Annotated in this window: 17 protein-coding genes; 5 read left to right on the top strand and 12 right to left on the bottom strand. The window is 40.4% G+C overall.

Features of this window, described 5'->3' with window-relative positions; translation table 11 throughout:
• Positions 1-64: 64 nt before the first annotated feature.
• From ACJAT7_RS03025 to ACJAT7_RS03005, 5 genes are all read right to left on the bottom strand, one after another.
• Positions 65-1,156: a sodium:calcium antiporter gene (locus ACJAT7_RS03025; RefSeq protein ID WP_415225320.1), complete on the bottom strand. Its 1,092-nt coding sequence runs from the start codon at positions 1,154-1,156 to the stop codon at positions 65-67.
• Positions 1,157-1,204: 48 nt separating this feature from the next.
• A complete protein-coding gene (locus tag ACJAT7_RS03020; protein WP_415225319.1) occupies positions 1,205-1,363 on the bottom strand; it encodes a TerD family protein in 159 nt (52 codons plus the stop codon).
• Between the two features lie 59 nt (positions 1,364-1,422).
• Positions 1,423-2,028 (bottom strand): TerD family protein, encoded by a 606-nt coding sequence (locus tag ACJAT7_RS03015; protein ID WP_415225318.1) that lies wholly within the window; start codon positions 2,026-2,028, stop codon positions 1,423-1,425.
• A gap of 82 nt (positions 2,029-2,110) precedes the next feature.
• Positions 2,111-2,686, bottom strand: coding sequence for a TerD family protein (locus tag ACJAT7_RS03010; protein ID WP_415225317.1), 576 nt, complete (start codon positions 2,684-2,686; stop codon positions 2,111-2,113).
• A gap of 538 nt (positions 2,687-3,224) precedes the next feature.
• Positions 3,225-4,085, bottom strand: a complete 861-nt coding sequence (locus tag ACJAT7_RS03005; RefSeq protein WP_415225316.1) for a DUF808 domain-containing protein — start codon at positions 4,083-4,085, stop codon at positions 3,225-3,227.
• Between the two features lie 636 nt (positions 4,086-4,721).
• On the opposite strand from ACJAT7_RS03005, the gene gndA reads away from it, so the two are divergent.
• Together gndA and ACJAT7_RS02995 are read left to right on the top strand one after the other, a co-directional pair.
• Positions 4,722-6,224: an NADP-dependent phosphogluconate dehydrogenase gene (gndA, locus tag ACJAT7_RS03000; protein ID WP_415225315.1), complete on the top strand. Its 1,503-nt coding sequence runs from the start codon at positions 4,722-4,724 to the stop codon at positions 6,222-6,224.
• 743 nt (positions 6,225-6,967) lie between these two features.
• Positions 6,968-8,206: an EAL and HDOD domain-containing protein gene (locus ACJAT7_RS02995; RefSeq protein ID WP_415225314.1), complete on the top strand. Its 1,239-nt coding sequence runs from the start codon at positions 6,968-6,970 to the stop codon at positions 8,204-8,206.
• A 140-nt stretch (positions 8,207-8,346) separates the two neighbouring features.
• Here the strand turns inward: ACJAT7_RS02995 and ACJAT7_RS02990 are convergent, their stop codons facing one another.
• Entirely contained in the window at positions 8,347-10,128 is a 1,782-nt protein-coding gene (locus tag ACJAT7_RS02990) for a choice-of-anchor I family protein (protein WP_415225313.1), read from the bottom strand.
• 217 nt (positions 10,129-10,345) lie between these two features.
• Between ACJAT7_RS02990 and ACJAT7_RS02985 the strand changes: the two genes are divergently transcribed.
• Complete coding sequence (locus ACJAT7_RS02985; protein ID WP_415225312.1) at positions 10,346-12,055, top strand: GNAT family N-acyltransferase; 1,710 nt, start codon at positions 10,346-10,348, stop codon at positions 12,053-12,055.
• A gap of 399 nt (positions 12,056-12,454) precedes the next feature.
• Here ACJAT7_RS02985 and ACJAT7_RS02980 read toward each other — a convergent pair whose 3' ends face one another.
• Positions 12,455-14,128: a multiheme c-type cytochrome gene (locus tag ACJAT7_RS02980; RefSeq protein WP_415225311.1), complete on the bottom strand. Its 1,674-nt coding sequence runs from the start codon at positions 14,126-14,128 to the stop codon at positions 12,455-12,457.
• Between the two features lie 1,005 nt (positions 14,129-15,133).
• On the opposite strand from ACJAT7_RS02980, the gene ACJAT7_RS02975 reads away from it, so the two are divergent.
• Both ACJAT7_RS02975 and glgC read left to right on the top strand, forming a co-directional pair.
• The gene (locus ACJAT7_RS02975) at positions 15,134-15,769 is read left to right on the top strand and encodes an SDR family oxidoreductase (protein ID WP_415225310.1); all 636 of its coding nucleotides are present in this window, start codon (positions 15,134-15,136) and stop codon (positions 15,767-15,769) included.
• Between the two features lie 449 nt (positions 15,770-16,218).
• The gene (gene glgC / locus ACJAT7_RS02970; RefSeq protein ID WP_415225309.1) at positions 16,219-17,475 is read left to right on the top strand and encodes a glucose-1-phosphate adenylyltransferase; all 1,257 of its coding nucleotides are present in this window, start codon (positions 16,219-16,221) and stop codon (positions 17,473-17,475) included.
• 260 nt (positions 17,476-17,735) lie between these two features.
• On the opposite strand, the gene ACJAT7_RS02965 is transcribed toward glgC, so the two are convergent.
• The 5 genes from ACJAT7_RS02965 to ACJAT7_RS02945 all read right to left on the bottom strand — a co-directional run bounded on the left by ACJAT7_RS02965 (position 17,736) and on the right by ACJAT7_RS02945 (position 22,484).
• Positions 17,736-18,344, bottom strand: coding sequence for a CDP-alcohol phosphatidyltransferase family protein (locus ACJAT7_RS02965; RefSeq protein WP_415225308.1), 609 nt, complete (start codon positions 18,342-18,344; stop codon positions 17,736-17,738).
• Positions 18,337-19,008, bottom strand: a complete 672-nt coding sequence (locus ACJAT7_RS02960) for an ATP-binding cassette domain-containing protein (protein WP_415225307.1) — start codon at positions 19,006-19,008, stop codon at positions 18,337-18,339. Before ACJAT7_RS02960 ends, ACJAT7_RS02965 begins: the two co-directional genes overlap by 8 nt.
• Positions 19,005-20,756: an ABC transporter permease gene (locus ACJAT7_RS02955; protein ID WP_415225306.1), complete on the bottom strand. Its 1,752-nt coding sequence runs from the start codon at positions 20,754-20,756 to the stop codon at positions 19,005-19,007. Before ACJAT7_RS02955 ends, ACJAT7_RS02960 begins: the two co-directional genes overlap by 4 nt.
• Positions 20,732-21,877, bottom strand: coding sequence for an ABC transporter substrate-binding protein (locus ACJAT7_RS02950; RefSeq protein ID WP_415225305.1), 1,146 nt, complete (start codon positions 21,875-21,877; stop codon positions 20,732-20,734). The genes ACJAT7_RS02955 and ACJAT7_RS02950 overlap by 25 nt, the downstream gene beginning before the upstream one ends.
• Positions 21,878-22,001: 124 nt before the next feature.
• Positions 22,002-22,484 (bottom strand): GreA/GreB family elongation factor, encoded by a 483-nt coding sequence (locus ACJAT7_RS02945; RefSeq protein ID WP_415225304.1) that lies wholly within the window; start codon positions 22,482-22,484, stop codon positions 22,002-22,004.
• Positions 22,485-22,793 lie beyond the last annotated feature (309 nt).

Here is a 22,793-nt window from a genome sequence, read left to right as displayed (position 1 = left end):
GATCATCACCACAAAAAAGCTGAATGCTGGAGCTCCAATATTGAGCGTCATTATTTAGATTGATTTAGCCAATCAAAGCATACATCACGCCAGCCCAAACAAAAAACATTGCTAACAGGAAGTAAGCAACATTTCGAGTTACTCTCTTAGAGTTAAAAATTAAGCTTGCTGCAACTGATCCGGTAATACCGACAATAGACCAACGTAACAGGGTTAAACTTTCATCTTGAAGCAAAGGTAATGAATCAACACCATTAATCAGGAACCAAACCAGCAAAGGTAATGCAAAGGCAACAGTCGTATCAAAAGTATTTGATGCTAGCGGATTAGCAACAGCATCTTCATATTCTCCTTTTTGAGCGTCTTTCACTGACAACATTAAATCAGGCACAGAAGATGCCGCAGATCCAAAGATTAATCCTGCAAAAAACTCAGGTACACCGAGCACTGATGCACTGCCTAATACACCTTCAACTAATAGATGCGAAGAGCCGGAAATAACAGCAATAGCTAAAATTAAAACAACAAGCGCCGATACCAGTGTAAAGGGTCTATTTTTGAAAAATAATGTATTGAAGTTAAATGTAATTAAATTTAAAAACACGCCGCGATCATTAATCTCTTCATACTCATACACGTCTTCATCGTCACCTTCATGATCACGTTTTGAATCAATATATAAGTGAACGGCGTAAAAGAAATAGATGATATTTAATACGACCGCCATCCATAACGAAAAGTGATTAAAACCGAGAAAGATGATCAATGCAATTTCTGCCGTTAACACCCAAAATACGTCTCTTATTAACACTCGTTTGGTTAATTTAATCGATTTGACGCTTACACCGTCCTCATCTTTGGCCATGATAATAGAAAGCGCCGGTATAACACAGCCGTTAAATATTGCAGATCCGGCTGTAACACCTAATGCAACCATCACCAATGATGGATCGTTAAACCAGAACAAACATGCAATCACTACGCACATTTCAGGCATACTTGATCCAACTGCATTTACAGTCGCACCTTTCACGCCGGGTGGGAAGTTCCTCCCTAAATAAGAGGCGGCCTGCTCAAAAGTATCACATGCGTATTTTAATAAATAACATGAAGAAAGAATTAATATAAAGGGCAATAAGTTTTGCATTGTGTTCATTTCATATCTCTAATAATATTCAGTACATTTTACATAACATGAAAAATGCTATGTGATGTTAATTCCATAGTTGACTGTCATCACATGCAGTCCACCAGAGTAATCTTGGCCAATGGATTTAAATTTCCACTCTCCCTTATGACGGTATAATTCAGCAAAAATTAATGTTCTTTCTGTTGAATAATCCTCAGATAAATCACCGATCACAACAAACTGTGTCAGGTTAGAACGTTGCTATTAAGACCGGTAATAATATTCAAATAAAATTATAAGTAATGTCTTTTAACCGTTTCTATAATGCCAGGTAATTTTTTGTCTTTAGTCGGTTCACCAAGAGCAGAAAATTTCCAATTTTTATTATGTAAATAAAATTTACCTAATACCATCGAAAGCGCGCCTGAAAATTGCGGGTCATTAGTAACATCATAAGTTGCATATACACTGTTTACATGCGTTGGCGAGCCTTCATATAGACGGATAGAAGCAAAAGGAATAGTTTTAAAATCATGACCGCTGTAAGAGTTTAAAACAAACGCTATTTGATGAGCTTTCTTGTCTAACCCATTTAAATTAATAGTGATTATTTCATTATCTAAGCCATCATCACCATCCATATCACCCGTCCGATCATCACCAGAGTGTTTGATACCTTGGGTTGTCAATTTGCCAAAGTAGACAGTGTCTAATACTTCATTATTAGCATCAAAAACAATACAACTTGCATCTAGATCAACTGCAACTTTTTTTATGCCTCCAAATAACCCTTTCTTTTCAAGAGCGCCCCAGTTCACACCGACACAAATTTGTTCCAAGTTCGAACCATTGCTTTTTTCAAGGCTGATTTTTTGCCCTTTTTCTAACGAAATCGCCATAGTTATTTCCTCAATCTAAACATGCAAAAAAAAAGGGTGAAACCGATGTTCCACCCGAATAAATATTGTTCAACTAAATCTATTAAACATTAACATTATATTGTTGCGCCATCGCTTTTAAGCCACCAGCAAAACCTTGACCAACTGCTTTAAACTTCCACGCACCATTGTGGCGATACAATTCACCAAAAAGTAGTGCCGTTTCAGTAGAATAGTCTTCAGACAAGTCGTAACGAGCAACTTCTTCGTTGTTTTGATCATTTACAACTCGGATGAAAGCATTAGAAACTTGACCAAAATTTTGCTTACGTAATTCAGCTTCGTGAATCGTTACGCCAACAATAATTTTCATAACATCAGCAGGGACTTTGCTTAAATCAATTTTAATAGCTTCGTCATCGCCCTCGCCTTCGCCGGTTAAGTTATCACCAGTATGTTCAACAGAACCACACTCAGAACGTAAGTTACCGTAAAAAATAAAACCTTTATCTGAAAGTACTTTACCTTCTGCATTAACCATAAAGCCAGATGCATCCAAGTCAAAATCAGTTCCATCAGAACTTCTTGAGTCCCAACCTAAACCGAGTAAACATTTAGACATACCTGGGGCAACTTTTTCTAGTGAAACATTTCCGCCTTTTTGTAGAGAAACAGCCATTCTGATACCGCCTTTTAGTTATTGAAAATAAAATCGAGTCTAACATGATGCGGAGTTAAAACTCCACGTGTAAAGAAATCAAGAAATACTAGCCTATTACCAAGATCATATCGACCCGAATAAATATCCGACTATGGAAGTTTACTTACCTCCGGCAGAGTCGGTGGATTATTTGATTACACCCTCAAAGAGCCAAAATAAACGCACAGGATGCAGTACGTTGTAACTCTTAGGCTATTGGTTTCTTAGATAGTTCAACTGCAATGGTAAATTAACCACCAAAATGACGATACCATCCTTTGGAATAATACTCTATTTCTCTTTAATAACTACAAATTTACGCTTCCCTGTCCCTCATCTTGCACGCAGCGATCCTATTTATCGTCCGCACAATCCAACCCGGTCAATATTGACACGGACTAAAGGAAAGAGAAGAAAAAGAGGACCCAAACCTTTTTTAGGTTAACAGACTGATTTTGAAACCCCATCAAAAAGTGTTGCTCTCATCTTTTTTCCTAGCGCCTTTTGGCTGCTATATCTACCTGTTTTTTATTTTTACAAACAGATTTTCAAAAAGTAAAAGAAGCGTCCCAAGTAGCAATCCGGTCAGAAATTCAGCCAGCAGGATTGGCATAAAGTGTAAGGATAGTTCAATAAAGTGAACATTATGAACAAATATGCCTCCGGCAACGAGCAGCATAGCTAACGTTCCAACAATAGTTAATAACCGGATAACCTTAGGCAAGGCGGTGACTAACATTTTACCAATAAGTGTTAAAAAGCGATTTCTTGTTGCAGAGAAGGCGATTATTTTCAAACCGAAATCATCCATTCTGACCAGTAACGCAACAAAACCATAAACGCCTATCGTTGCTAATAGTGCAACAAAAGAGACAACCAGAATTTGTACTATCAGTGGTTTCCCCAATACGGTTCCCAAGGCAATAACAATAATTTCAATTGATAAGATAAAGTCAGTGCGAATTGCCGATTTAATCTTTTTAGCTTCATAGTCCAATATATCTTGCTCTGATAAACGACGAACTTGTTCAATGTTATGCACTACCGGGAAAAAGTACTCATATACTTTTTCGGCACCTTCAAATGCAAGATAAAGCCCACCGACCATTAATATTGGGATGATAATCCAAGATGCAAATGCAGTTAAAAGAAAAGCAATCGGCAAGATAATAAGTTTATTACGCAGTGAACCTTTTGTAATTGCCCATAATACAGGTAACTCTCTGCTGGCAACAAAACCAGATGCTTGCTCAGCCCCCACTGCAAGATCATCTCCTAACACACCCGCTGTTTTTTTAGTTGCAACCTTACTCATCATGGCCACATCATCTAATAAGGCGGCAATATCATCAAATACAGCAAAAAAACCAATAGCCATTAATACTTCCTTTTGTCGATTTTTACACTTTGAATATTTTCATCATGACGATCCGTCATTCTTTTGATGCCGAACACTTTGCACTGATATCGAGTTGTAAGTCTTTATCCAGGATCCGTCAATCTGTTTATGGCTATTTTACGCAGCGATTCACTTTTAACTTAAATCGCTGAGCACAAAAAATTAACCTCTCCATGAGAATATCGGCATAAGTTGCTTATTCAATTAACTCCTACCATGATGGGCGCATGTAAAGCGGTAGATTACGCAAAGGCCTAATATGTCTCCTTTCGTTATGGTCAACTCTATTGGCGCCAGTGCACTGACCTATGCAGTCGGAAAAACTGAGCTAGGCGGAAAAACTCTCGCTGAACTATTAAATTAATCCGTTTTGTAGGCATTCGCCTTAACGAGTTCAGGGGCACAGAAAAAAAGTTCAAGGCCAGTACAATGCTCGCCTTATCTATCTGATTTTTTATAGGTTTATACAAAAAAAACAGCTATTTTGCGTGGTTAAGCGTGCGTGAATTTGAGCCTGAAATTCCATTTTATTGATCGAACTTTGTATATTACCGAATTTACTGCCAAGTACTGGTCAATAAATTTTCACTCATTTACCAAAATAGTGAGATCTGAATGAATACTGAAATTGATATCGCCGTAATCGGCTTGGGCGTGATGGGTGCTAATATGGCACTTAATTTAGCCGAACGTGGATTTTCGATAGCCGCTTTCGACACTAATGAGGCTCGTTGCCGCGACACAGTTAAACGCCAGCAAACGCTATCGGCTGCAAAACTAAAGAGCGTTGCTAATCTTTCTGAGTTAATCAACCAACTTGCTACGCCACGCTGCATCATACTCTCGGTTCCTGCCGGCTCTATTGTGGATATTATCTGTCAGGATTTGCTGGCAGCAGGTTTACAGCCAGACGATATTATTGTCGATACGGGCAACAGTGAATGGCGCGACTCAATCGATCGGGCGCAAAAATATAAGGGTAAATTTAACTTCTTTACCTGTGCCATTTCCGGCGGAGAAGTAGGTGCACGTTTTGGGGCTTCATTAATGCCAAGCGGTGACAAAAAGATATGGCAGCAGCTAAAACCTATGTTCCAGGCTATCTCTGCAAAGGTAGATCCCGTTAGCGGTGAAGAAATAGCGCGAACCAGGACAGAGCAACCACTGCCGGAAGGAGAACCGTGTGCTGAGTATATTGGCCCGATTGGCTCCGGTCATTTTGTAAAAATGGTGCACAACGGTATTGAATATGCCGACATGCAGATGATTGCTGAAATAGTACAATTTATGCGCCAAATCTTAGCCATGTCGGCCACCGAAGTCGGTGCGGTATTCAGCCGCTGGAATAGAGGAAAGCTGCAAAGTTACCTGATTGAAATTACGGCTGACATTCTCCAGGCTGTCGATCCTGTAACCGGTCAGCCGCTAGTCGATGTGATCATGGATCAGGCCGGTCAAAAAGGCACGGGGAACTGGACCGCACGTGAAGCGTTGGCACTTGGCGTACCGGCAACGGCGATTACCGCCTCGGTATTTGCACGCTGCCTGAGTACTCAAAAGGCGATTCGTCAAATCGGCGCAGCGCAGTTAACCGGCCCAATCATTAGTACAGCAGATAAAACGCTGTGGATTGATAAACTGGCAGATGCGCTGTACTGCTCAAAAATCTGCAGCTACGCGCAGGGATTCGAGTTGATGTCGGCGGCTGAAAAAGAGCATAACTGGAGACTTGATTACGTTTCAATCGCTAGAATCTGGCGTGGCGGTTGTGTTATACGCGCTCACTTTTTAGATGACATTTCCAAAGCATATCAAGCAGAGCCTGAATTACTCAATTTAATGCTTGCAGAAAGGTTCACTAACGGTCTGGCGAAAAGTCAGTTCTCCTGGCGGCAGGTCTTAACCAAAGCGATTATGCAGGGAATGCCAATGCCGGCGATCGGCGCGGCAATGAGCTACTACGATTGCTACCGTGAAGCGGATTCCTCTGCGAGCCTTATTCAGGCAATGCGCGATTATTTTGGCGGCCATACTTACCGCCGTAAGGATCAGGATTCGCAGCAAAGTTTCCATTATGATTGGCACTTTGGTGGAGGTGAAAAAACGACTGATTATTAATATCGGTTTAAAAAAAGCGGATCTACATTTATTTTGTTTATTATAAACAATAGGTACTCGAATATTTTATGCACCCGAGTTTTTTATCGGGAAGTGACAAATTTGTCAGGAACAAATTTGAACGTTGGAATTTACGACAACGACCTGAAAGGCGTAGGGCAGGACGCCCGGCGTCATTTACGACAGTTCAGTGTCATGAACGGGCTAAGCACTGTGTGCCCTTACCCAGAGCTAATAGCCCCCTAACTCAACGAGATCCTCAACAGAACACTTTGAGGATGACGGGGTGAATCTTTGAGGATGACTAGGTGACATCATTGAGGATGACGGAGTGAATCTTTGAGGATCACGGAGTAATATCATTGAGGATCACGGAGTAATATCATTGAGGATGACGGAGTGAATCTTTGAGGATCACGGAGTAATATCATTGAGGATGACGGAGTAAATAGCTATTTACGCAGATCTACGTTTACACTCCTAGCTGCGTATCACATTTGTATTAAAATCACCTGATTCTTATGCAAATGTATGAATGAATAGAGTAATGTATACAACATAACGTTAACAAAATGAATGAGGGTAAATAAATGACTGTCATACCCCGATAAAGTCACATTTCATCAACTCGCTTAATAATTGAAAAGGTAACATTATTCGTTACTGATTATTTTTATAGCGCTTTAATACAGACTTAAAGATCAACAACACAATTGTAAACACACTTTTTAATGGGACTAGTTATGAGTTTTTCATATGTTGCTCGCCAACCAATTTTAGATGTCGACAAAAATACGGTTGCCTATGAGTTACTCTTTAGAGATGGCCCCCATAATGCTTTTCCTGAAATAGAGGCTGAATTAGCGACCAGTAGATTGTTATCCGAGCAGTTTTTTTGCGCGCCATATAATGCACTAGGTAATAAACTGGGATTCATTAACTTTCCTTATCAAAGCTTAATAAATCAAATCCCCACCTTGTTCCCTAAAGATAAGGTTATTATCGAAGTCTTAGAAGACTGCCTACCAACGGATGAATTATTTGCGGCACTTCAATCTTTAACAGAAATGGGCTATGTACTTGCCTTAGACGATTTTGTCCCCTCCCCTGAGTGGATGCGGTTTTTACCCCTTATCACGATTATTAAATTTGATTTAAGATTAACACCCATTGAAAAAGCCGCTATGTTTATTAAACGCTCGCAATTAGTGGGCCGTAACATAAAATTTGTTGCAGAAAAGGTCGAAACCTATCAAGAATATAAACAGGCATTGGCCGTAGGCTTTACTTATTTTCAAGGTTACTTTTTTAGTAGACCGGAGATAATAAAACAAAAAGCGATTCAATCTTCATTCTTAACCATCATTAAACTCTGTAAAGTTATATCTGAAGATGATATCGACTATGTTGAAGTAGAAAAAATTGTTTCAACTGATGTTACCTTGTCTTATAAACTACTGCGTTATGTTAATGCCTCGGGAACGCTCACCTCTGAAATCAAATCCTTTCGCCAGGCATTAACTTATTTAGGGCAACAAAATTTACGTAAATTTATTTCGTTAACGGCAATAGCCTCTACAACAGGAAGCAAACCCGAGTCGCTCTACAGCCTATCAATTCAAAGAGCTCGGTTTTCAGAGCTTATTGCACAATGCTCAAACAGGCATAAAAGCAAAGCTTTTTTAACTGGCATGTTTTCACTTTTAGATTCATTACTTGATCAGTCATTAGAGGTTATAGTCAATGCTATTGCGATTGATAAAAATATAAAAGAAGCCTTACTTTTTAGAACTGGCGAACAGGGTCAGATTTTATCGCTTGTTATTGCCTATGAACAGGCCGATTGGGATAACGTGGTTAAACTGCGAGAAATACTTAATATTGATCACGATAGTCTTCTTGAATCCTACCAGCAGGCAATAAGTTGGACCGATCAGTTATTTGTTACACGGTTGGAAACAGCACCATTAATCACGCAATAGCATAAACAGACTAATACGTAAGCTTGTATTAAACCACCAGAAAATTAACTAAACGGCCTTGAATATTTTATGATTGTATTCAAAGGCCGCCTTATTAAAAACTGCAGTTACACAGAATTATTGCCAGAGATCCGTTTACCTTATCTTTCGATTAAATCAATACGGTAAAAACTCGTTGTACCGCTGACTTCGTTACCGACAATAAGAATCGGTGAATTTGTAGGGCTGTCTTTAGCGGCCACAAAACGGAAGCCTTCAGGACCTAAATCACCGGCATCTATACGATAAGTATTCACACCTTCGCCATTTTTTTCAACATTGTCATTGGGGTTCACACTCAGTTCGCGGTTATTGAGATACTGGACAAACTGCGCTTTAGCAGGGTTTGAAATATCATAAACCATAATCCCCCCCATTCGTTCAAGGCCGATCAATGCATAAATTTTACCCTCAATAACAGCGGTCGTTAATGCTTCCGGCTCAGGGCCTTTTTTACCACTACGATCCTCAGCTTTTGTTTTACTGTGGCTTTGATTGTAATTAGCACCGTATTTCTGCGCGGTAATACGTTCAAAATCGCTACCGGAATCAAAGACTAATTGCTCTGTATCGACATTCCAAATAGAAAATGAGCGTCCACCGAACGTTAGTATACGCTCCATTTTTCCATCATCATTTAGGTCGCCAAATTGTTTGCTGGCAGAGTGTGAAAATTTTAGGGTTTTTACCGCACCTTGATAAACGCCACCTTTCTCAAAATTGCTTAAATCAAGTCGGCTCTGTTTATTAGATGGATTATAAACACCGCTATCTAAGGCCTCTTGTAATGTAATATCATCGCCGCAGTCTTTATCTTGCAGATTATAATAATAATTACCCGCTTCACATTCAGCTTGCGCTAACTCACTTAGCCAGTCACTGCGATCGTCACCTTCGTTTGCTGTGAGTAAATAATCAGTGCCGCCAAGGGTAACAACAGCGATAGAATCCGGCTGATACATACCCAGTGCAGGTTCATTCTTCAATAGCGCTTTTTTATCTTTACTATTACCATCCAACTCGTTGCCGGTCTGCAGATGATCTTTAAACCCCAATGCCATAATTTTTTCGATCTGTTTATCGGCAAGGTTAATCACGGCTATGGCATTATTTTCCTGCAAACTAACATACGCTTTGGTTGAATTTTTATTAACCGCAATATATTCAGGCTCCAAATCTTGCTCTACGCTTGCCTGAAAACCATTTAACACCAGCTGCTCTGGTAACTCATTCGAGCGCACCCCACCTTCATTAAACTCATAAAAACCAAGACGCGTCAGGATGGTTGTTAATTTTTTATTGTGCCAATCTAGATCTATTACAGCAACCTCACCATCGGGATCTCTGGCATAATTTTTAGCGGAAGGCTCACCTTCAAGCGCCACCAGCAACTGCTTACCATTTGGCGTGAATGTGACCATATCGGGTAATGCACCAACATAAACGGCGCTGATAAAGCTTAAGTTTTGTGTGTCATAAAAGGCGACCCAGCCCGCATCGGTTTTATTTTTTGCTTCAATGGCCACAGCCAACAGACCATCAAAAACATCAACACTATTGGCCGCCCCCGCTTCTGCGTTAAGATGTTTTTGTATATCTGCACCGACATTTAGACTGGTCAATAATATTGGTTTTGTTATATCGCCACTGCGAATAACATCTATTTTTTTGGACTCTGCATTAACCACAAAAGTGTTCTGCGTTTTTTTATCAAAGGTAACAATTTCAGCCGCACTTTCATTAAAGATATTAGAGTGATAACGGCCTTGTTCAACCAAATGAATCGTTTTTGTATTTCCAACCAGATTGGTATGTAAGGGGGCAGTCGTACAAGCCATCAGTGAGGTCGATAAAATAACCGAGGTTAATAAATTAAGTTTCATAAAGCATCCCAGCATAAGCAATTAAGTAATAGTGAGCACCTTTTTTATCCTATGAATATGACAGCAGTGTGAAAGAGATAATTATTAAGCCTCATCATTTCAACGTTATTTTTATTATGGAAACCGATTAACTTCAAAAAGCACATTGTTTTTATGCAATATAATTGTCATAGATGTTAAGTAACTTGATAACAAATTCATCGAATGAAGTACGCATATGTTATCTGTAGATAAATTGGTTGATCAAAATTATCCAAGATTAAAACCTAACTCATGGCTAAAGAAAACGATTAAGGCCCTGTTAAGACGTGTATTACATGAACGCGCATTTGTGCAGTTCGCTGAAGATTACCCCTATCTTAAAAGGTTTGATTTTGTCGAGCAAAGCTTAGAGTATTTTCAGTTTACTTACTCACTGCAATCTAACGAGATCGAACGGATCCCTAAAACTGGCCGTGTTGTTATTATCGCTAACCACCCTATCGGCTCTCTTGATGGATTGGCGTTATTAAATATGGTGGGTAAAATCAGACCTGATGTTAAGGTGATGGCGAATCAACTGCTTTATAACGTAAACCCCATACAATCCCTGTTACTGCCGGTCAATAACATGTCAGGAAAAACGGATAGACAGCAACTAAAAGCGTTAACTCAATACCTTAAAGCCGAAGGCGCGATCATTATTTTTCCATCTGGAGAGGTCTCTAGAATGAAAGCAAATGGCATACAAGATACGCAATGGCACAGTGGTTTTTTAAAGTTAGCACTTAATACTAAGTCCCCCATTATTCCTGTCCATATCGACGGAAAAAATTCAGCGCTGTTTTATGGGGCATCGATGATCTACAAACCTTTATCAACATTAATGCTAGTTAGTGAGATGTTTAAGCAAAAGTGCAGCTCAATAAAAATCCGCATAGGGGAAGCGATACCCTATGCAAATTACTCTGGTATGAAGCTGTCACTCCCCTGCCAAGTTAAATTATTTAAACGTCATTTATACCGTTTGCCTAAAAATAAAACAGGGATTTTCAAAACAGAAACCGCCATTGCTCATCCTGTCGATCGGCAAGTATTAGCCAATGCACTAAAGTCCTGTGAATTGTTAGGCACAACACCTGATAACAAAAAAATCATCTTATTTGCAGGCCAATTAGATTCCCCAATAATGCGTGAGATTGGCAGGCTAAGAGAATATACCTTTAGAGCGGTAGGCGAAGGTTCCGGCTATAAACGCGATATGGATCTGTACGACGCCCATTACCAGCATCTGATCCTATGGGACAGTGATGATCTGGAAATAGCAGGTGCATATCGCCTTGCCGATACTAAAGAGATTATTGATAAACAGGGTATATCCGGCCTATATAGCAACAGCTTGTTCAGTTTTAATGAAAATATGAATAAGTATCTTGCCCACGGTTTAGAGTTAGGGCGCGCCTTCGTGCAACCCAAATACTGGGGAAAACGCTCTTTGGACTATTTATGGCATGGCATTGGCGCCTATCTGACCCGCTATCCACATTGCCGTTACTTGTTTGGCCCGGTATCCATCAGCAATGAGATGCCGCAATTGGCTAAAGATTTGATGATCTATTTTTATCAGATTCATTTCCATAAAAAAACATTCGCAAAATCCAATCATCCTTATCGATTTTCAGATTTAGAGCCCCTGGTGACGGCATTTAAGGGAGAGTGTTATGAAGATGATTTCCGCACCCTTAAATATCTGCTCACCAATATGGGCTACTCTGTCCCCACTTTTTTCAAACAATACACTGAATTAACAGATCCTGGTGGCGTACACTTTTTAGACTTTGGCGTAGATCCAGACTTTCGCTCCTGTGTTGATGGTTTGGTACTAATAGACAGCACTATGATCAAAGCGCATAAACGTAAACGCTATATGCCTGACTTATGTCAATAAACAGCAGCATGGGTTTTCTTTAATATAGGTAATAATTATTCGCCCCCTTCAGGGATCAGCAAACGTAAAATACTGACAGGCCGGTTTCAGGCAAGCGCTTAGCTTATATTACCCAAAAATCTGATCAATAAACGCCAACCACCTATAGCATGACACAGTAAAGTTGGTTGTAGGCTGAAGGGATTTTTTTGTTGGTAAAACGGCGCGTTAAGCGCCGTTTGTGGTAGGTACTTGTGGCTTGGAAAAACGGCCCCATAATTCTTTATTTATTTCTGCAAATTCAAGACCTGTGTCCGCTCTATTTATAGCCCCGCCTTAGAATATTTTTTACGAATCTTAACCCTTGCCCAATTGATAATCGATTTCACGAGAGCAAAATTTATTTTTAGAGACAGGGGACTAGTCATCTTTCGGACCGTTGTGACAGTCGTAACAACCTATCTGATGTCCGGATGCAAATTGTTTGGTTCCCCATTCTGTCGCAAAACTGCGTGCGCTGAATGTTTTAGATAGAAATGTACCGCGATAATCTGCGCCATGGCACTGTGCACAAACCTGAGTATCTTTTTCAGCGCTGTCCTTATGTTCATTTACCCAGTATTGACCAATGCTGTGCATACCATGTGGACCACCGTTACTCGTCTTTGGGGTGGTGCTATGACAAGCAGTACATTCGGCAACTGTTCCACTATGCCCTTGAACAACAATACTTTGCAGGTTGTCTTCGGCATGACTGCTCGGATAGATTGCATGGGTTGAGCCATGACAGGCTGAACACTGCATCTCACCGTGGCCGCTGCTGAAACGGTAGAGATTACTTCCTGAAACTGGCGTATTATCATTGGTCGCAAAGGTCGTATCCCATGCACTGCGAAGAGTGCCCGCATTATCGATAACAGCTTCCGTATAACGCAGCCCCTCTTGATGGCAGGATTGACAATCGGGCTCTTCCATCCAGCCGTTACGAGCGCTTTGACCGACAGCACTCATATTACCGTGACAGCTTTGGCACTGCATCAGCTGACTGCCGTCAGGGTTTTTGGCTTTTCCCATCGCCCCGCGAAGACACTCTGTTGTCGCACCTGGGTGACAGGCGTAACAGCTATCGCGATTACTGCTGTCATCAAGTATTAAAGTACTGCCTGGCAGGGTGACATTGGCATGAAGAGCGTGCAAAGATGCCGTTAGCGACTTAATACCGCTAAACCCTTTCGTGCCCAAGGCATTGGACTGGTGACAGGCTGCACAAAGAATAGGTGTGCCGTTAATCGCGGTTTCATATAAAGAGGCGGTGTAATTGTATCCGTTGCCCTGTAACTGACTCAAGTAGCTGCTGACATCGTGTTTATCGTCATGGAGTTTGAGGATGTTGAGTTTAAAATCTTTAAGCAGATCAGAATTATTCTCCCACCCTGCTTTTGGAGTTGTATCAGGGTGACTGTTTGAAGCGTGACATTGCTGACAGTCCATCTCATCACTGACAGGAAGTACAACCTGCGTGGAAGCTAAGAGATTGCCCTGAGAATCTTTGGCAACGACTTTTACCATCGGATAATAGTTTACCTTGCCGTTGTCATCATAATTCATTATCGGGATACCATCCGCTTCCCACCAGGTATGTTCGTTATTATAGGCCAAGGGGGCTGGAGTCGTACTTGGGGTTCGATTGCCAACCAAGCCCAGGTCATCGTCGAGTGTCACTCCAAAGAGGAGCTTAACATAATCCCAAAAGTTGGTTTTATTAACACTGCTGGTGTTGAGTTCGCCGGTCAGACTTGGAGCCGATTCATAGGTCAGGGTAACACCCGATGTGACATGTTTGTCGACTATGCCTTGTTTGAGAATCAGTTGCGCTTTGAGATCATTGTAAGGGGGCAGAATAGAGAATACGGAATAATCTTTTCCATCAATGCAGTGCATACCAAGATCGTTCCAAGCCAAAAGGGTATAGTCACCAGATTGAAACACCGGTGGTTCCACTCCACCTGTCGAGTCATCTGTCGTCGATGTTCCTGTATTACAACCGGATAAAACCATCATAGCCAGTAACAAGCTTAGCATTAACTTTTTCATACGCTTCCCTCCTCTTGTGACTTTAAGTTGTTGAATAGTCTATAAAGAGTTTAATAAAGGTATCGACCTTCGCAGGTAATTGCGGCAAAAAATAAGTCACAATCATCCTGGAAAATATTGAAAAAGGCACAAAATATTGGCCACTATGCCTTAAATTCATGTGATGCATAAAATTGGAGTAAATTATACCCGACTAGATGCCAAACAAATGTTATAGCGCGCAAAAAACAAACTAAATAAATAGTGGGAAGCGCCTTTAAATACCCGTCAAAAATCCCAAAACAGTTAAACAACTTTAAACTAACAACAAAAATGGAAACGTTTATGGATGTTCAGTTTTCCGTCAATTGATGAATATAACCTAGAAGTTAGCTCAAGCAATGCCCGCCTACCTATGGCATGACAGCGAAGTTGGCTATCGGTTGGTGATGTGTTTGATTTGAAGAGTTGAATACCATAACGTTATGCCAACTACAGCAGTGACAAACATGAACTGTTTTCATTACTTAATGATAGTCGTTAAACAAAAATTATCACTTAAAATCAGCTCTGGGGCGATTACCCCTCACCCTGTTGCCCACATCGACCCGATTGGCACGCTGATGCTTTTGGTTATTGATGCTCATTTATAGCTTTATCTCGATATTTTTTACTTTGTAACGAGTCTTTACTTTAGCTTATTAGTAAAATAACAAAAGGCTGTACAGGCAATCTTTTTTACAATTTATGCAAAAGGAAAGACTTGACTCCATGCCCCCTAAAATGGCCAGGTGCAATACACAAATATTTCAGTATAGTGGGTCATCGATAAGATTATTGTCTCAAAAGGAGTAAAGCAGGCGCTATTTGCGTGTGTATGCACTTTGTTGTTTGTTGGTGGGACGTTGAATCAGCCAAGAATCTACACCATCCATCCTAGATGGTGCTCTGGATCGCCGTTTTTCGATTTTATAAGATCGTTAGAAGCATATTCTGCGAGTACCTCTTTACTAAGGAGAAGATAAAATGAAAAAAACACTAATTATAGGCGCAAGCGGACACATCGGTAAAATGACGACAAAGCAACTGTTAGCTGATGGCAAAGCAGTGATAGCCTTAGTGCGTGATAAAAATAAATTAGCTGATATTTGCAGCGATAAGCTGCAAATAGTTGAGGGGGATTTGGAAAAAGACTTCAGCCAGCCCTTTGCAGATTGCGATCAGGTTATTTTCAGTGCCGGCTCCGGTGGCAAAACAGGCGCTGATAAAACCATGCTTATTGATTTATGGGCCGCATGTAAAGCGGTAGATTACGCAAAATCCGCTAATGTTTCACATTTCGTTATGGTCAGCTCTATTGGCGCTGACGACCCTTCCCAAGGTACAGAAACCATGAAGCCTTACATGATTGCCAAACATATGGCCGACGAACACTTGATACGCAGTGGGCTAAATTACACCATTTTTAGGCCTGGCTTATTAACCGATAATAACGCCACAGGTAAAATGCAAACCACCAGGCCCGGCAACAATGAAGATATGACCATTAACCGCGAAGATGTTGCCAACACACTGACCTATGCAGTCGGTAAATCTGAGCTAGGCGGGAAAATATTTGAATTATTTAACGGCGACAAAAACCTCGCTGATATACTAAATTAATCCATTAAGTAGACATTTGCCTTAACGAGTCCAAGGCAAAAAATATCAAGGCCAGCACAATGCTGGCCTTTTTTATTTGAGATTATCTCGGCTTAACAAAAGCTGCCCGCTCTCTTGCGTGGTTAAGCGTTCGAATATTTGAGCCTTAAATTGCATGTTATCCATCAGACTTTATATATTACCGAATTTACTGCCACGTACTGGGCATCAATTTTTTTACTTGGGGAAAGTGGGAACAAGCAAACCTTTTTCAGGTTGATAGATTGATTTTTAGAACTCAACAAATGGATATCGACTATTAAATAGTTAAGCGAATATAGCCTAAATATGAACAGATCAATCTCTCGTTATAGTGCATTACCATCTATTAACCCCCCTTATTGGTGCAAATTTTAACTTAATAATTAACTTTCCTATATTTTTCAATCAATTAAAAATTGGCGCGCTCTTTGAATGTTAATAATGACAGACTACATAAGGAGAGAATGATGCAAGATACATTGGCCATAGTATTAGCGGGTGGAATGGGATCGCGATTATCACCATTGACCGATAATAGAGCAAAACCAGCGGTACTTTTTGGTGGAAAATACCGAATTATTGATTTCACATTAACTAACTGCCTGCACTCCGGATTACGAAAAATTCTTGTTCTGACTCAATATAAGTCTCACTCTCTGCAGAAACATCTGCGTGATGGTTGGTCGGTTTTCAATCCCGAACTGGGTGAATATGTGACCGCTGTTCCCCCGCAAATGCGCACCGGGGATCAGTGGTATAGCGGTACCGCTGATGCTATTTATCAAAATCTCTGGCTTCTTTCTCGCAGTACCGCTAAATATGTCGTCGTACTTTCTGGGGATCATATTTATCGCATGGATTACGCGCCAATGCTGGAGCTGCATAAATCCAAAGGAGCAGATCTAACTATTTCCTGTATGGAAGTGCCAGTAGAAGAAGCCAGCTCATTTGGTATTATGAATATCGATAATGAAAAACGGATCATTAATTTTGTCGAAAAACCAGAGAAGCCGGCAACCATTCCGAACGATCCAAGCAAAAGCTTGGCTTCTATGGGAATTTATATCTTTACCACTGATTTTCTTATTAAAATTTTAAAAGAAGATGCGCAAGATCCAAACTCCAGCAACGATTTTGGCCATGACATTATTCCAAGAGCAATTAAGGATAATAACGTTTATGCACACCCCTTTGCAGATAGAGTAGGCCGTGTTTCTCAAGATTCTTACTGGCGAGATGTTGGCACTATAGACTCCTTATACCAAGCTAATATGGATCTGTTACAACCGGTTCCACCTATAGATTTATACCAATCTAGCTGGGCAATTCGAACCTATGAGCAACAATTACCACCCGCACGTACCGTCTCTTCGGCAGTCGGCAATGAAGGGGTTTTTATTAACTCAATTATTTCTAATGGCGTGATTATTTCCGGAGGATCCGTTCACAACTCCATTCTTTCACCTAATGTTCGTATTGATGACAGAGTAACGGTTTCAGGTAGTATTTTGTTTAATCATGTGGAAGTAGGCAAGGGTTGTCAGTTAAAAAATTGCATTATTGATAAACATGTAAAAATTCCTGCCGAAACAAAAATAGGAATTGACCCAGTGCAAGATGCTAAACGTTTCACCATTTCAGAGCAAGGTATTGTCGTTGTACCCGAAGGGTATCTGTTTACATAACTAAACCCAGCTTAAGGAAAGAACACTAGATCACATTCTCTCATTTAGAGATTTACTGTAACGGACATAGTAAAAAGGTGTTCTACCTCTAATATATTTTTAGGCTCAGTATGTTAAATCAAAATACTGAAGTTATACAAACCAACTAAATATTGCAATTACAGGCTATTACACCTGACAAAAGGCGCGAAGCTAGAGCAAGTGCCTGTTTTAATAAGAAAAACAGGCGAGCTTTAACAATTACTTTTACTCTGATCCGTTTAGTATTTTAAGGTGCAATAACCCGTCCAGATCCGTGTTGCCGTAGTTATCCAACATAAAGACCCAAAGGCATAAGCGATACTTGCAAAGTGACCGGGTAATAAACAAAACAATATCAAGCAACCAATTGTTTCTGTACCTTCGGTCAAGCCGCCAATGTAATACAGTGATTTATGCTTATAAACGGGGTTTACAATATTGCGTTTACTGGCCATTACTGCAAACGCTAAAAAGCTCGTGCCAGTGCCAATAAAGGCAAAAATCAAAAAAGCACCTGCGACTGCATTAGCGGCTGGATTGGCCATTACAAAAGCAAAAGGCAACATCGAATAAAATAGAAAATCCAAGCTTATATCTAGAAAACCACCGCTATCGGTAATACCTTGAATACGTGCTACAGCGCCATCTATCCCATCAAAAACGCGGTTTAAAATGATAAAACCTAAGCCAAAATAATAATATTCAAAGGCAATACTCGGTAAGGCCATAACCCCTAATAAAAATCCAATCACCGACACTTGATCTGCACTGAATCCACCTTTATGTAATACTAACGCCAATTGTTTAACTGGGTATTTGATTAATGTAATCGTATAACGGTCAAGCATTTAATGAATCCTTTTGAGTCCAAGGCCAATCTAAGGTTGTTCCATCGTGAGGGGAATCTTCGCCATCATGAGTAACTAAAATGGTCGGTAAGTTACGTTGTTTTAGTTCATCAAATAACCAGTCACGAAAGTCACGACGTAAAGGTTTATCTAGCTTACTGAAGGGTTCATCTAATAACACAGCTTGAGGCTGTGCAAGTAAAAGTCGCATCACACTTATTCTAGCTTTTTGCCCCCCGGATGTTTGCTGTGGGGATTTATTGGCTAGTTCAGATAAATTGAGCTGCGCCAGAGTCTGCTGCGCAACCACTCTGCGTTGTTTGCCTTTAACAGTATTAGGTAAGGCTAGCATTAAATTTTCGCACACACTTAAATGCGGGAAAAGCAGATCATCTTGAAATAAAACACCTATTTTACGATCCTCTGGTTTGATATTTGTTAATGGCATTTTTTGTAAATAAAGCTCCCCCGTATAACTAAAATCTGGACTAAGAAACCCTGCAATCACACTCAATAATGTTGATTTTCCGCAGCCACTTGGCCCCATTAAGGTTAATATTTCTCCGTTGTCCACTGTGTAGCTGAAATCGCTAATTAATACTTTAGCTTGCTCCGTTGAGCCGCGATTTTCATAAATAGATAACCTGTTTAATTCAAGGCTCATAATGAGCGGTTCCTTACTGTTTTTTGTTGATTTTTATCGTTTATGTTATCGACAATGTAATAGCGACTAACAACAATCGCAAACAGATAAAAGATAAAGGGTAATAGTGTTTGTAGCAGCGCATAAATCGCGCTTAATCGGCGTTGTTGTCCACTGGCGAGCGCAACTGCTTCGGTAGTAATGGTTGTGATACGCCCGGCACCTAGCATTAAGGTTGGCAGGTATTGTGCCAAACTGACACTAATGCCCACTGCCCATGCAATCAGTATAGCGGGCATTAATAACGGCCGTTTTATTTTCCACCAAACCTTAAACGGCTTTAATCCTAAACTTAACGCAACCTTATCTAAGCGTTTATCGTAGCTTTTATACGCACCATTTAAAGCTAAATAGATATAGGGGAAAGCAAAAATAATATGAGCCCAAATCACCCATAAATAGTAATGCGATTGCGGGACTAATATCGTTGCAATTTGCAAACCAAATAGCAGTGATATTTGTGGTGCTAACATCGGCAGCGCAATCAATAGCTCTGGAACAAACAGTGAATTTTTAGATCTTGTTCGTCGCTCATTAAATTCATGAATTAGGATAGCAAAGCCTAACGCTAAGGTCGCACTGATCAAGGCGATTAATAAGCTGTTATTTATATATTGAGTAAAATAAGGGAGTTCATCTAACCAATAGTCAAACGACCATGAACTGGGTAACAGCAAAGGAAATGGCCAACGAAATGCCACAGACCAAAGCAGTAGTACAGGTAATATCAATAATGACAAGCCATAACAAAGAGTAACTGCCAGTGCACCGGGTAGAGGGAAGCTATAACGGCCACTGCTTAACCAGGAACGGCATTTTTCAACAAAAAACCACTCAAAGCAGCGAACCATAAGCAATGAAAAAACGGCTAATAACAATAACAGCAACGCCCCCGCAGAGGCGGTTGTGTAATGATTGATATTACCGTCATTAAACCACTGCCAGACTAAAACCGCTAAAGGATAGGGTTTGGTTGGGCCGATAATCAGGGCGATATCCACCACCGACAAACTGTAGGCCGCGATAGCAAATAAACTGAAGCGAATTTTTACTAACCATTGTGCAAAGATAATTTTTTGCCAGATCTGTTTAGTTGAATAACCTAACGTTTGTGCCGTATTAAAGGTCTGATTAAGGTTGAGTTGTTTAAGTAACGCAACACTCATCAACAAAACAAAGGGTATCTCTTTCAAGGTTAGCGCAGCGATTAAACCTAATCCATATTGATCGTGTACTAAGCTCCAAACTGTATTGCTATTATCGCCGGTGAGCAGATCGACAAAGCGCACTAACAAACCACTGGGACTAAATAAAAATACAAAACCGATAGCAAAGGCCACATGCGGAAGAGCAAGAATTGGAGAAAGTAAGGATTCAATTAATTTCCAGCTTTTGCGTTGCCACATCGATTGTAAAATAGCAAAGCTAAACAAGGCCGCCAAAAAAGTACTAGCAAAGGTGATAAATAAACTCAGCAAAATGGAGTTTATTAAACCTGGCCACTCTATTAATTGCTCAAAACCAAGTAAAGATACTTGCCTTAAACCTAATGCAGGAAGATAAGCAAATGCGGAGGAAAATAATCCTAATAGCGCAGGTAACAAGGGTACCAAGCAGATGATAATTGCCAGTAAAACCAGTAAATTAAAGGTTATACTGGCAATGGATTTAGTCTTTTTAAACATTAAAAACCATAACGTTTTTGCCATTCAAGCTCTAACGCAGTTTGCCAACTTGGATGAGGCTCTGGGATTGACTTAAACAGCGTTGTCTTTTTAGCTGAACCGGTCACATACTGTTTTTGTAAAACCGTTGGATCCCCCCAAACCGCCAAATCACCTTTTTTCGATTGCGCCTCCGGGCTTAATAAAAAGTTAATAGCCACCAATGCCCCCTCTCGTGCACTGGCATTCCAAGGGATAGCTAGAAAGTGAATATTAGAAAGTGCACCCGATTGCATTGCATAGGTTGCAGTGGATTTTGCTAACGTGCCATTAGCTTGTGCACTAATCACTTCGTTAGGGTTAAACGAGATAGCAATATCTAATTGTTTATCATCTAACAGTTTCAATGTTTCACCACCATTAGCGGGGAACTGTTGCCCGTTTTGCCAAGCGACGGCATGTAATTTATCTAAATAAGCCCACAAAGGTGCACTGATTTTCTGGAAAATTTTGTTATCAACGGCGCGATATAATTGCGGATTATTATCTGTTAACTCTAATAATGCGGCTTTTAAAAAGCTGACACCATGAAATGCCGGAGGTTTTGGGTAACTGATTTTTTGGGGATGCTGCTGTGCATACTCAAGTAAAGCGCTAAAGCTATCAGGTGGTGTAGTGATGGTGTTTCTATCATAAATAAACACTAGTTGACCAACACCCCAAGGGGCTTCCAATCCTAAAGTCGGCTCGGAAAAATCACTGCTAACAGGTAATAATTTATCCACGTAGCGCCAGTTTGGTAACTGCGCAACAAAGGCCTTGCCAAGTAACTGCTGCTGTTTCATCGATTTGAAATTTTCACCGTTAACCCAGAGCATACCTACGCTGCCGTTACTGTTTTTATTAGCTGTTTTTTCCGCTAAAAGCTGACTGATAGATTCTGCAATATCAGTTACTTTGACATGCTTTAAGGTCACACCATATTGTTCCTGCAAGGCCTTGTTCGCCCAGCGTAAATAATTGTTAATTTCATTACTACCACCCCATGCATAAAAATAGACGGTTTGCCCTTGGGCTTTATTTTGTATGACTTGCCAATCTGACTCGCTTGCAAAGGTAATACTGCTTAGCATTAACAGTGTTAAACCTATAAATAATCGTTTCATTAATGGTCCTTATTTCGAGTTCAGTTGTGATACTTTTCTATCCATTTTAATAACGTTTGCGGCGCGAGATCTTTAATAAGAAAAACAGGCGAGCTTTCACCATTAATTTTACTCTGATCCCATGTTAATAAATTATGGCTATCTCATATTCCATTACTTTATTGCCAATAGATATACTCACTTCATCGCCTACGACTCGATGATTGATTGCCGCACCGAGTGGCGAGCCGGGCGTGACAACAACAATTTCATTTTCTGCAAATTGTACTTTTAAACCACCCGCTGCCGGGCCGAAAAAAATATATTTTTCATTATCGTCAATATCACGCAGCAAAACCAACGCCCCTAAACAAACCGACGATTGCGAGGATACTGCGCTAATATTCAATTTTTGAAACGCGGCAAGATCCATTGCACACTCTTCCACGCGCTGCGATTGTCCTTGCGCTAAATACGATGCCTCTAATGCTAACGTGTCGTATCTGTTTTCTGCGATATTTTCATTATCCGTTGCCGTATCATAGGCACGTTTTGCCGCATTAACTGCACCTTGATGGGTTTCATCTAATGCAAGAATGAGTTGTTTATATAGCAATTTTTTATTCATACTTCGTATCGTTTATCTGCCGTTGACTTATCAAGGGTAGGAGCTTAAAGAGCAATGTCGTTAAAGTAAAGTCAGCAGAAAGATAACGCCCTATTTTGGTGAAAATCATGCGCTAAGCACTGTGTCTCCAACCTTTTATGTTCGCTCCCCGGCCCGCCATTCTAGAATTTCCCTCTGTCATTCCCGAATCTCCCCTGCCATTCCAGAATCGCCCCTGTCATTCCCGAGTTTTTTTGTCGGGAATCTCAGAGCAGATAGCAGCATGTAAAAAGTGAAGACACCCCAACCATTTTTAGATTTATTTTTAAA

The sequence above is a fragment of the Psychromonas sp. genome, assembly GCF_047632995.1.
Taxonomy (GTDB): Bacteria; Pseudomonadota; Gammaproteobacteria; order Enterobacterales; family Psychromonadaceae; genus Psychromonas.
The sequence above is the reverse complement of the archived record's forward strand: the minus strand, read 5'-3'. Positions and strand labels throughout refer to the sequence as shown.

Excerpts from the sequence above, each read along its gene's own strand:
- ACJAT7_RS03025 (WP_415225320.1), bottom strand. The coding sequence starts at position 1,156 with ATGAACACAATGCAAAACTTATTGCCCTTTATATTAATTCTTTCTTCA.
- gndA (WP_415225315.1), top strand. The coding sequence starts at position 4,722 with ATGAATACTGAAATTGATATCGCCGTAATCGGCTTGGGCGTGATGGGT.
- ACJAT7_RS02980 (WP_415225311.1), bottom strand. The coding sequence starts at position 14,128 with ATGAAAAAGTTAATGCTAAGCTTGTTACTGGCTATGATGGTTTTATCC.
- ACJAT7_RS02995 (WP_415225314.1), top strand. The coding sequence starts at position 6,968 with ATGAGTTTTTCATATGTTGCTCGCCAACCAATTTTAGATGTCGACAAA.
- ACJAT7_RS02945 (WP_415225304.1), bottom strand. The coding sequence starts at position 22,484 with ATGAATAAAAAATTGCTATATAAACAACTCATTCTTGCATTAGATGAA.
- ACJAT7_RS02960 (WP_415225307.1), bottom strand. The coding sequence starts at position 19,008 with ATGAGCCTTGAATTAAACAGGTTATCTATTTATGAAAATCGCGGCTCA.
- ACJAT7_RS02950 (WP_415225305.1), bottom strand. The coding sequence starts at position 21,877 with ATGAAACGATTATTTATAGGTTTAACACTGTTAATGCTAAGCAGTATT.
- ACJAT7_RS02955 (WP_415225306.1), bottom strand. The coding sequence starts at position 20,756 with ATGGCAAAAACGTTATGGTTTTTAATGTTTAAAAAGACTAAATCCATT.
- ACJAT7_RS03005 (WP_415225316.1), bottom strand. The coding sequence starts at position 4,085 with ATGGCTATTGGTTTTTTTGCTGTATTTGATGATATTGCCGCCTTATTA.
- ACJAT7_RS02985 (WP_415225312.1), top strand. The coding sequence starts at position 10,346 with ATGTTATCTGTAGATAAATTGGTTGATCAAAATTATCCAAGATTAAAA.
- ACJAT7_RS02990 (WP_415225313.1), bottom strand. The coding sequence starts at position 10,128 with ATGAAACTTAATTTATTAACCTCGGTTATTTTATCGACCTCACTGATG.
- ACJAT7_RS03015 (WP_415225318.1), bottom strand. The coding sequence starts at position 2,028 with ATGGCGATTTCGTTAGAAAAAGGGCAAAAAATCAGCCTTGAAAAAAGC.
- ACJAT7_RS03010 (WP_415225317.1), bottom strand. The coding sequence starts at position 2,686 with ATGGCTGTTTCTCTACAAAAAGGCGGAAATGTTTCACTAGAAAAAGTT.
- ACJAT7_RS02965 (WP_415225308.1), bottom strand. The coding sequence starts at position 18,344 with ATGCTTGACCGTTATACGATTACATTAATCAAATACCCAGTTAAACAA.
- ACJAT7_RS02975 (WP_415225310.1), top strand. The coding sequence starts at position 15,134 with ATGAAAAAAACACTAATTATAGGCGCAAGCGGACACATCGGTAAAATG.